A 10,375-nucleotide genomic window follows, 5' to 3' on the forward strand; every position below is an offset into this window, starting at 1 on the left:
TGGCCTGACCCCGGATCCAGGATCCGGGGTCAGGCCATTTTTGCGTCTGGGGTAGAGTCGGCGCGCAACGTCCGCACGTCGTAACAAGCAGGAGGGGACCCGGTGGAGGTCCAGGAGACACGGGTGCAAACGGATCGGATCTTCACGATCCCCAACATCCTGAGTATGGCGCGCCTGGTGGGCGTCCCGGTGTTCCTGTGGCTCATTCTCTGGCCCGAGTTCGGCGGCCCCAAGGTCGACGGCTGGGCCCTGCTGGTGCTGGCGTTCAGCGGTGTGAGCGACTACCTGGACGGCAAACTCGCCCGGCGCTGGAACCAGATCAGCAGCCTGGGCCGCATCCTCGACCCGGCCGCGGACCGGCTCTACGTGCTGTCCACCCTGGTGGGCCTCACCTGGCGGGACATCCTGCCGCTCTGGCTCACCGTGCTGCTGCTGGCCCGAGAGGCCATGATGGGCGTGATGCTGCTGATTCTGCGGAGGCACCGCTACGGCCCACCCCAGGTGAACTTCATCGGGAAAGCGGCTACCTTCAACCTCATGTACGCCTTTCCGCTGCTGCTGCTCAGCGACAGCAGCGGATGGCTCGGGACTGTGGCGTCTGTTTTCGGCTGGGCGTTCACAGGATGGGGTACAACCCTGTACTGGTGGGCAGGGATCCTCTATGTGGTGCAGGTCCGGCAGCTTGTGCGGGCGGACGCCACGGCTGACTGAGTCACGAGGAGGACGTTTTCGACATGAAGGCGGTTGTGATGGCCGGCGGCGAAGGTACTCGCCTCCGCCCAATGACCTCGAGCATGCCCAAGCCGCTGCTGCCGGTGGTGAATCGCCCGATCATGCAGCACGTTCTGACACTGCTGAAGCGGCACGGACTGACTGAGACGGTGGTCACAGTCCAGTTCCTCGCCTCCCTGGTGAAGAATTACTTCGGGGACGGCGAGGACTTCGGAATGGACCTCACCTACGCGCACGAGGAAAAGCCGCTCGGGACGGCCGGAAGCGTCAAGAACGCCGAAGAGGCGCTGAAGGACGAGCCCTTCCTCGTGATTTCCGGTGACGCGCTCACCGATTTCGATCTGACGGATCTCATCGAATTTCACAAGTCCAAGGGCGCACTCGTCACGGTGTGCCTGACGCGTGTGCCCAACCCTTTGGAATTCGGTATCACGATCGTTGACGACGAGGGCCGGGTCGAGCGTTTCCTGGAGAAACCGACCTGGGGCCAGGTGTTCTCCGACACGGTGAACACCGGTATTTACGTCATGGAACCCGAGGTCTTCAACTACGTCGAGCCCGATGTGTCGGTCGACTGGTCGGGCGACGTCTTCCCGCAGCTGATGAAGGAAGGAAAGCCCATCTACGGCTACATCGCCGAGGGCTACTGGGAGGACGTCGGAACCCACGAGAGCTATGTGAAGGCCCAGGCGGACGTTCTCGAGGGCAAGGTCGACGTCGACATCGACGGCTTCGAGATCTCCCCTGGCGTCTGGGTGGCCGAAGGCGCAGAGGTCCACCCCGACGCCGTGCTGCGCGGCCCGCTCTACATCGGCGACTACGCGAAGGTCGAAGCCGGCGCGGAGATCCGCGAGCACAGCGTCATCGGATCCAACGTCGTCGTGAAGACCGGCGCTTTCCTGCACAAGGCCGTGATCGCCGACAACGTCTATGTCGGCCCGCAGACGAATCTGCGCGGTTGTGTGATCGGCAAGAACACCGACGTGATGCGAGCGGCGCGGATCGACGAGGGCGCGGTCATCGGTGACGAGTGCCTGATCGGCGAGGAGTCGATCATCTCGGGCAACGTCCGCGTGTACCCGTTCAAGACCGTCGAGGCCGGCGCGTTCGTCAACACCTCGGTCATCTGGGAGTCCCGCGGACAGGCGCACCTCTTCGGTGCCCGTGGTGTCACCGGCATCCTCAACGTGGAGATCACCCCCGAACTGGCCGTCCGGCTGGCCGGGGCCTACGCCACGACGCTGAAGAAGGGCGCGACCGTCACCACGGCCCGCGACCACTCCCGCGGCGCCCGTGCGCTCAAGCGCGCGGTGATCTCGGCGCTGCAGACCAGCGCCATCGAGGTCCGGGACCTGGAGAACGTGCCGATGCCCGTGGCGCGTCAGCAGACCGCGCGCGGCAGTGCCGGCGGCATCATGATCAGGACCACGCCGGGCCGCCCGGACTCCCTGGACATCATGTTCTTCGACGAGCGCGGTGCCGACCTGTCCGCGGCCGGCCAGCGCAAGCTCGACCGGGTCTTCGCGCGGCAGGAGTACCGCCGCGCGTTCCCCGGCGAGATCGGCGACCTGCGGTTCCCCGCCACGGTCTTCGACTCGTACACCGGCGCCCTGCTGCGGGCCGTCGACACGTCGGGCATCGCCGACTCCGGGCTGAAGGTGGTCGTGGACGCGGCCAACGGCAGCGCCGGCCTGGTGCTGCCCAGCCTCCTCGGCCGGCTCGGCGTGGACGCGCTGACCATCAACCCCGGCCTGGACGAGGCACGGCCCACCGAGACCGAGGAGGGCCGCCGGGCGGGCCTCGTACGGCTCGGCGAGATCGTCGCCTCGGCGCGGGCCGCGTTCGGCGTGCGCTTCGACCCGGTCGGCGAGCGGCTGTCGCTGGTGGACGAGCAGGGACGGATCGTCGAGGACGACCGTGCGCTGCTGGTCCTGCTCGACCTGGTGGCGGCCGAGCGCCGCAGCGGTCGGGTGGCCCTTCCGGTGACCACCACGCGCATTGCCGAGCAGGTCGCGGCCTACCACGGCACGCAGGTCACCTGGACGACGACGTCACCCGACGACCTGACGCGGGTCGGCCGCGAGGAAGGCACGATCTTCGGCGGCGACGGCCGCGGCGGCATCATCGTCCCGGAGTTCAGCAGCGTCTTCGACGGTGCCGCGGCGTTCGTACGGCTGATCGGCCTGGTGGCCCGGACGCAGCTCACCCTCAGCCAGATCGACGCCCGGATCCCGCGGGCGCACGTCCTCAAGCGGGACGTGCCGACGCCGTGGGCGGTCAAGGGATCGGTCATGCGCAAGGTCGTGGAGTTGGCCGGTGAGCGGTCGGTGGACACGACCGACGGCGTGCGCGTGGTGGAGCCCGACGGGCGCTGGGTGATGGTGCTGCCCGACCCGGCGGAGGCAGTGACGCACCTGTGGGCCGAGGGTCCGGACGACGCCTCCGCGCAGGCCATGCTCGAGGAGTGGTCGGAGATCGTCGAGAGCGCCGGCCCGTGATCGGACGCCGTTAGGGGTCGCTGCGAGGGGGCCATTCGAGTGTGAAGGCCCCGACGTGCAACGATGTGCGGCATGCCGCAGCAGCCACCCGTTCGGAGCAGCCCCGTGCCCGGGGCTGCTCAGCGGCGCCCGGACGCGTCGATGTCGCTGCTCACCAACGTCATGGAGCACAGCCTCGACGACGGGTACGCGGAGGCCGCCGCACGCCGCGGCGCCGTCGGCACGTCGCGGCTGCCGTCGGCGCTGAGCGGGCGGCTGTGGCTCGCGGCCGGGCTGGTGCTGGCCGCGATCGTGGTGACGCTCGGTGCGGCCCAGGCGCAGTTCTCGGCGCCCACCGAGGCCAAGGAGCGGCAGAACCTCATCGACCGGATCCAGACCGAGACCCGCGGCGCGGACGCCCTGCAACGGAACGTCGACGCGCTGCGGGACACGGTCTCCGCCGAGCAGCAGTCCGCGCTGGGCGACCAGGGAGGGGCGGGGAACGCCGCGCTGCTCGAACTGCTCGCGGGCGCAACCCCCGTGGCCGGACCGGGCGTCAAGTTGGTCGTGGACGATGCCAAGGAGGCGTCGCAGGGGAACACCGGCGGCCCGCGGGAGAGCAGCAGCTTCTCGGACACCGGGCGGGTCAGGGACCGCGACATGCAGCGAGTGGTCAACGGCCTGTGGGCGTCCGGCGCCGAGGCGATCTCGGTGAACGGGCAGCGCCTGACCGTGCTGTCGGCCATTCGGGCGGCGGGTGAGGCCATACTGGTCGACAACAAACCGCTGGCACCGCCCTACACGGTGCTGGCGATCGGGGACGGGAAGCGGTTGAGCAGCACATTCCAGGACAGCGCGGACGGTCAGTACCTGCAGGTGCTGAAGGACGACTACGGGATCCGCGCGAGCATGGGCGTCCAGGACGAACTGCGGCTGCCCGCCGCGCCGAGCATCGTCGTGCGGTATGCCACGCCGGTCCCCGGCAATGAGAAGGCCGACAGTGCCGCGAACGGGAAGGGTTCGAAGTGATCGCCGTACTGGGCCTCGTCGTGGGAGTCGTGGTCGGCCTCGTGTTGCGCCCCGTCGTGCCGTCCGGGGTGGAGCCGTACCTGCCCATCGCCGTGGTCGCCGCGCTCGACGCGGTGTTCGGCGGTGTCCGGGCCATGCTCGACGGGATATTCGACGACAAGGTGTTCGTCGTGTCGTTCCTGTCCAACGTCGTCGTCGCGGCCCTGATCGTCTTCCTGGGCGACAAGCTCGGCGTGGGCGCGCAGCTGTCGACCGGTGTCGTGGTCGTCCTCGGTATCCGGATCTTCTCCAACGCGGCCGCCATTCGCCGGCACGTCTTCCGGGCGTGACACACGCATGAGCGACGACACCACCCCCCACGAGCCCGGCGAGCGGCCCGAGCACGGGCCGGCGCGGGAGCCGGCCGGCGCGGCGCGCGAGGACGGGCACAGCGCGGACCACCGGCCCGAGCAGCAAGCGGAACACCGCGCGGAGCACAAAGCGGAACACCGGGCCGAGCACAGGGCGGAGCACAGGGCCGAGCACAAGCGCGTGGGCCAGGCCGCGGCCGAGGGCCCGGCGGCCGCCGCCGGCGTGGACGGCGAAGGCCGGGAAGGCCAAGGCGGGGAAGGCGGGGAACCCTCCGTCACCGGCCGCCAGCGCCTGGCGCGGGGCCTGTGGCCGCCGCGGCTCTCCCGTGCCCAGCTGATCGTGGCCCTGCTGCTGTTCGTCCTCGGACTGGGCCTGGCCATCCAGGTGCGCACGACGAGCGACAACGGCGCGCTGCGCGGCGCCCGCCAGGAGGACCTGGTCCGCATCCTGACCGAGCTGGACAACCGCAGTCAGCGGCTCCAGGACGAGAAGCGCGGGCTGGACAGCCAGCGCTCCCAGCTGGAGACCAGCTCCAACCAGGCTGCCGAGGCGCTCAAGCAGACCCAGCAGAAGGAGGCCCAGCTGGGCATCCTGGCCGGCACGGTCCGCGCCGAGGGCACGGGGATCACGCTGACGATCACCGACCCGCACGGCGGCGTGGAGGCCGACTCCCTGCTGGACGCGCTGCAGGAGCTGCGGGCGGCGGGGGCCGAGGCCATCCAGATCAACGACGTGCGCGTGGTCGCGGACACGTACTTCACCCAGGGTGCGGACGGCGTCCGGATCGACGGGCACAAGGTGTCACAGCCGTACGTCTTCAAGGTGATCGGCAATCCGCAGGACCTGGAACCGGCGCTGAACATCCCCGGGGGAGTCGTGCAGACGCTGGAGAAGGAGCAGGCCACGGCCGATGTGGTGCGATCGCAGAAGATCGTCGTGGACGCCTTGCGGCCGTCGAAGCAGCCTGACTACGCTCGGTCATCCCAGTGAGGCAGGGGGTCTGGGAAACGGTCGGGTGCTGAGTGGTGGAAACTGTGAGTAGCGAGGGTTGGTCCTGCCCCACGGGCGGGTCTGCTTCTTTCAAGGGGAATCGCCCGTGAAGTTGTTTGGGAAGTTGTTCGGCAAGAGCGCGCGGCAGTCCGGGGACCCGGCGACGGCGCGTCACCGTGCCCCGCGGCACCTGACCGAGGAGGGCCAGGGCGGTCCCGGGGACCGCCCGCTGTTCAGGAACGACGTGGCGGGACCGGGCGGGGATTTTTCCGGCGGCCACGGCGTGGCGCCTGTTGACCCCGCTTCGGCCGGACGCATAGGTTTCGGGGATCCAGCGACGTCAGCCACGGGTGGAGGGTTCGGCTTGCCGGTTTGCAGCAGGTGTGGACACACCAACGCGGAGGCCAGCCGCTTCTGCTCGAACTGTGGTGCGCCGCTGAGGGCGGGCGGCGCGCCCTTCGAGCGCCCCTCGGAGACCACGTCCACCATCTCCATCTCGGGGATCGAGGCGTACGAGGCCGAGGCCACCGGGCAGACGCCGGTGCCGTCGCTGTCGCCGGAGGCGCAGTCCGCGGTCGCCGCGCTGCCGCCCGGTTCCGCGCTGCTGATCGTGCGGCGCGGCCCGAACTCCGGGAGCCGCTTCCTGCTGGACGGTGAGCTGACCACCGCGGGACGCCATCCGCAGAGCGACATCTTCCTGGACGACGTCACCGTCTCCCGGCGCCACGTGGAGTTCCGGCGCGGTCCGGACGGCGGCTTCACCGTGTCCGACGTGGGCAGCCTGAACGGCACCTACGTCAACCGCGAGCGGATCGACTCGGTGGCGCTGGCCAACGGCGACGAGGTGCAGATCGGCAAGTACCGGTTGGTCTTCTACGCGAGCCAGCGGGGCATCTGACCCCGCCGGCCCCCGCCCGGATCCGTCCGGGCGGGTCCCCGAGGGAGGGTGTGCAGTGCCGAGAACACCAGGCGGTGCCGGAAGCGGCACCGCCGCCCCCTCCGCGGACGGCGTGCTGCTGAGCATCGGCGCGGTGCTCAGCAGGCTGCGGGACGAGTTCCCCGAGGTCACCGTCTCCAAGATCCGCTTCCTGGAGGCGGAGGGTCTGGTGGAGCCGCAGCGGACCCCGTCGGGGTACCGCAAGTTCGGCCCGCGGGACGTGGAGCGGCTGGCGTACGTGCTGCGGGTGCAGCGCGACCACTATCTGCCGCTGCGGGTGATCCGGGAGCATCTGGACGCCCTGGACCGCGGTGAGCCGGGCACCCTGGCCCCGCTGGAGGGCGGCCGGAAGAAAGTGGCGCTGCCGGGGCCCGCGGGCCCTCAGGACGCCGTGGAGGACCCGGAGGCGGGCGGCGACGTCCTGGCGGAGCTGCGGGTCGGCCGCGAGGAGCTGCTGGCGGCGACCGGCGCGGACGACGCCGAGCTGGAGCAGTGGGAGTCCTACGGGCTGGTGGCGGCCGGCCGGGACGGCGGCTACGACGCGGAGACGGTGAACATCGCCCGGCTGATCGTGGAACTCGGGCGGTTCGGCCTGGAGCCCCGCCACCTGCGGGCGGTGAAGGCCGCCGCGGACCGGGAGGCCGGCCTGGTGGAGCAGGTCGTCGCGCCGCTGCGGCGGCACCGCAACCCGCAGACCCGGACGCACGCCGAGACCACGGCCAGGGAACTGGCCTCGCTGTCCGTTCGGCTGCATGCCGCGATGGTTCAGTCCGCATTGCGCGTACGCCTGCCCTGAGGCGTGATTCCGGGGCCGACGGGCTTCCGGGAGGGGGTCCGGCGGCCGCGCCGGGGACTGCCCGACTACCCAAACCCGGCGAGCACGGCCTAGGGTTGCTGTGTGAACGAGCTCGACGTTGTGGGTGTCCGGGTCGAAATGCCCTCGAACCAACCGATCGTGCTCCTGCGTGAAGTGGGAGGCGACCGGTACCTGCCCATCTGGATCGGGCCGGGAGAGGCGACGGCCATCGCCTTCGCGCAGCAGGGCATGACTCCTGCGCGCCCGCTCACGCACGACCTCTTCAAGGACGTGCTCGAGGCGGTCGGGCAGAGCCTCACCGAGGTGCGCATCACGGATCTGCGGGAAGGCGTCTTCTACGCGGAGCTGGTGTTCGCCAGCGGTGTCGAGGTCAGTGCCCGCCCGTCCGACGCCATAGCGCTCGCTCTGCGCACCGGCACGCCGATCTACGGCAGTGACGGCGTGCTGGACGACGCGGGGATCGCGATCCCGGACGAGCAGGAGGACGAGGTGGAGAAGTTCCGCGAGTTCCTCGACCAGATCTCGCCGGAGGACTTCGGTACCAGCAACCAATAGGGGCTGGGCAAGGTTGCTCCACCGTGCGGGCATCCGGGGAGTCGTTCCCGGTGCGCGGTCGGATGAAACCACTCGTGGGGTGAATATCACTCGGCGTGCCGAGTGTGGCGATCGTTGACGCACCCCTGGCGACTGCCTACCGTCAAGGTGGAAAGTCTCGTGGCACATGCGCGCGGCTGCGAGGCGGCGAAGGACGGAGGGCGGCGTGAGAAGCACCGGAGACGGCCGGGTGCCCGGCGGTGCGTTTCCTCTCCGCGGGGGGAACCTGGCCCGGGTGGCCCCGGATGACTCCGGCGGCGGCTCCGCCCCCGACACCACGGGGGAGCAGATCGGCTACCGCGGACCCACAGCGTGCGCGGCGACCGGCATCACCTACCGCCAGCTCGACTACTGGGCCCGCACCGGCCTGGTCGAGCCGAGCGTGCGGCCGGCCTACGGGTCCGGCACCCAGCGGCTCTACGGCTTCCGCGACGTGGTCGTGCTGAAGATCGTCAAGCGGCTGCTGGACACCGGCGTCTCGCTGCAGAACATCCGCACCGCCGTCCAGCACCTGCGGTCCGTCGGGCCCTCCGAGCTGGCCCGCATGACGCTGATGAGCGACGGCGCGACCGTCTACGAGTGCACCTCGCCCGACGAGGTCGTCGAGCTCCTCCAGGGCGGCCAGGGCATCTTCGGCATCGCGGTCGGCGTGGTCTGGCGGGACGTGGAGAGCGCCCTGTCGCAGATGCACGGCGAGCGCGTGGACACCGGCGAGACCCTCGTCGGGCACAACCCGGCCGACGAACTGGCCCGGCGCCGCAACCGCGCCGTCTGACCCCTCCCGCCGGCCGTCACGGCCACCGCCACCCCGCCACGGGACCGAACCGGGCGGGACACGGCCGCCGCACCGTACACGTGTACGGCCGATGTCGGTGGCATGCGGCACGATCGACAGTGTGAGAAGTGCGCCGACGATCCTCCACCTGGACATGGACGCGTTCTTCGCCGCGGTGGAGCAGGCGTCCAAGCCCAGTCTGCGGGGCAAGCCGGTCGTGGTCGGCGGCCTCGGGCCCCGCGGCGTGGTGTCGACCGCGTCCTACGAGGCGCGGGTGCACGGCGTCCACTCCGCGATGGCCATGGCGCACGCCCGGCGGCTCTGCCCCAACGCCGCCTACCTCTTCCCGCGCTTCGGCATCTACCGCAGCATCAGTGAGACGGTGATGGCTCTGCTCGGCGAGGTGTCGCCGCTGATAGAACCGCTCAGCCTCGACGAGGCCTTCGTCGACCTGGAGGCCGGCGACCTGGCCGACGACCCGCGCGCGGTCGCCGAGGGCCTGCGCGCCCGCATCCGGGCCATCACCGGCCTGACCGCCTCGGTGGGCCTGGCCGGCTCCAAACTGCTCGCCAAGATCGCCTCCGAGCAGGCCAAGCCGGACGGCCTGGTCGTGGTCCAGCCCGGCACCGAGCGCGCCCTGCTCGACCCGCTGCCGGTCCGCACCCTGTGGGGCGTCGGCCCGGCCACCGCGGAACACCTGCGCAAGGCCGGCATCGTCACCGTCGCCGAGATCGTGCACGCCGGGGAGGCGGAACTCGTCCGGCTGCTCGGCAAGGCCCACGGCGCCTCGCTGCACGCCATGGCCGCGGGCCTCGACAACCGCCCGGTGGTCGCCGACCGGGACGTGAAGTCCATCTCCGTCGAGGACACCTTCGACAGCGACCTGCACGACCGCGCCCACGTCCGCTACGAGATCGACCGGCTCGCCGACCGCTGCGTGCAGCGGCTCCGCGGCGCCGGGCGGTCCGGCCGGACGGTGGTCGTCAAGGTCCGGCGGTACGACTTCTCGACGCTCACCCGCTCCGAGACGCTGCGCGCCCCCACCGACGACCCCGCCGTGGTGCGGGAGACCGCCCGCCGGCTGGTGGAGGCGGTGGACACCACGGGCGGGGTGCGGCTGCTCGGCGTCGGCGTCGCCGGGCTCGCCGACTTCACGCAGGAGGACCTGTTCGCGCAGCACGCGGGCGAGCAGGAACCCGGTGAGGAGTTCGTTCCGGAACTGCCCGCCGAACCGCGTCCCCAGCCGGACCGCACCCACCACTGGCTGCCGGGTCAGGACGTCACGCACGAGGAGTACGGCGCCGGCTGGGTGCAGGGCAGCGGGGTCGGCCGGGTCACCGTGCGCTTCGAGGTGCCGACGGACACCGTGCCGGGGCGGGTGCGGACCTTCGCCGTGGACGACCCGGCCCTGGCACACACCGAACCGCTCCCCCTGGTCGCGGCCGGCGGTCAGTCGCCGGCCACCTCGCCGAAGTCGCGGTCGGGCGGCGGAGGCGAGTCGGAGCCCGACCTCGGCACGTCCATGCCGTAGTGGTGGTAGAGCTGCAGTTCCTGCTCGGGGGACAGGTGCCGGCCCACGCCGAAGTCCGGCGCGTCCCTGATCAGGGCCTTGCGGTAGGGCACCCGCAGCACGTCGTTCACCACCTCGCTGGGCTCCAGCGGCACGAAGGCGT

10 protein-coding genes and 1 pseudogene are annotated in these 10,375 nt (G+C 70.8%); 10 read left to right on the plus strand and 1 reads right to left on the minus strand.

The window, feature by feature from the left end:
* Window positions 1-102 precede the first annotated feature (102 nt).
* From clsA to K7862_RS36565, 10 genes are all read left to right on the plus strand, one after another.
* On the plus strand, window positions 103-711 hold the full coding sequence (gene clsA / locus K7862_RS36520; protein ID WP_222970011.1) for a cardiolipin synthase ClsA: 609 nt from the start codon (window positions 103-105) through the stop codon (window positions 709-711).
* A 23-nt stretch (window positions 712-734) separates the two neighbouring features.
* Entirely contained in the window at window positions 735-3,230 is a 2,496-nt protein-coding gene (locus tag K7862_RS36525; RefSeq protein ID WP_222970013.1) for a sugar phosphate nucleotidyltransferase, read from the plus strand.
* Between the two features lie 63 nt (window positions 3,231-3,293).
* Window positions 3,294-4,238, plus strand: coding sequence for a DUF881 domain-containing protein (locus K7862_RS36530; protein ID WP_222970015.1), 945 nt, complete (start codon window positions 3,294-3,296; stop codon window positions 4,236-4,238).
* Window positions 4,235-4,567: a small basic family protein gene (locus K7862_RS36535; RefSeq protein WP_222970017.1), complete on the plus strand. Its 333-nt coding sequence runs from the start codon at window positions 4,235-4,237 to the stop codon at window positions 4,565-4,567. The genes K7862_RS36530 and K7862_RS36535 overlap by 4 nt, the downstream gene beginning before the upstream one ends.
* 7 nt (window positions 4,568-4,574) lie before the next feature.
* Complete coding sequence (locus K7862_RS36540; protein WP_262414357.1) at window positions 4,575-5,579, plus strand: DUF881 domain-containing protein; 1,005 nt, start codon at window positions 4,575-4,577, stop codon at window positions 5,577-5,579.
* A gap of 58 nt (window positions 5,580-5,637) precedes the next feature.
* Complete coding sequence (locus K7862_RS36545; RefSeq protein ID WP_262414358.1) at window positions 5,638-6,477, plus strand: double zinc ribbon and FHA domain-containing protein; 840 nt, start codon at window positions 5,638-5,640, stop codon at window positions 6,475-6,477.
* 55 nt (window positions 6,478-6,532) lie between these two features.
* The gene (ftsR, locus tag K7862_RS36550; protein ID WP_222970019.1) at window positions 6,533-7,312 is read left to right on the plus strand and encodes a transcriptional regulator FtsR; all 780 of its coding nucleotides are present in this window, start codon (window positions 6,533-6,535) and stop codon (window positions 7,310-7,312) included.
* Between the two features lie 102 nt (window positions 7,313-7,414).
* On the plus strand, window positions 7,415-7,888 hold the full coding sequence (locus K7862_RS36555; RefSeq protein WP_222970021.1) for a bifunctional nuclease family protein: 474 nt from the start codon (window positions 7,415-7,417) through the stop codon (window positions 7,886-7,888).
* Between the two features lie 166 nt (window positions 7,889-8,054).
* Window positions 8,055-8,702, plus strand: a complete 648-nt coding sequence (locus K7862_RS36560) for a MerR family transcriptional regulator (RefSeq protein ID WP_222970023.1) — start codon at window positions 8,055-8,057, stop codon at window positions 8,700-8,702.
* A gap of 121 nt (window positions 8,703-8,823) precedes the next feature.
* Window positions 8,824-10,233, plus strand: a complete 1,410-nt coding sequence (locus K7862_RS36565; RefSeq protein ID WP_222970025.1) for a DNA polymerase IV — start codon at window positions 8,824-8,826, stop codon at window positions 10,231-10,233.
* Here K7862_RS36565 and K7862_RS36570 read toward each other — a convergent pair.
* Window positions 10,152-10,375 (minus strand): annotated as a pseudogene (locus K7862_RS36570) (PRC-barrel domain-containing protein); the annotation flags it as partial. The gene K7862_RS36565 and the pseudogene K7862_RS36570 overlap by 82 nt on opposite strands.

The organism is Actinacidiphila acidipaludis (assembly GCF_019890725.1).
Lineage (GTDB): Bacteria > Actinomycetota > Actinomycetes > Streptomycetales > Streptomycetaceae > Actinacidiphila > Actinacidiphila acidipaludis.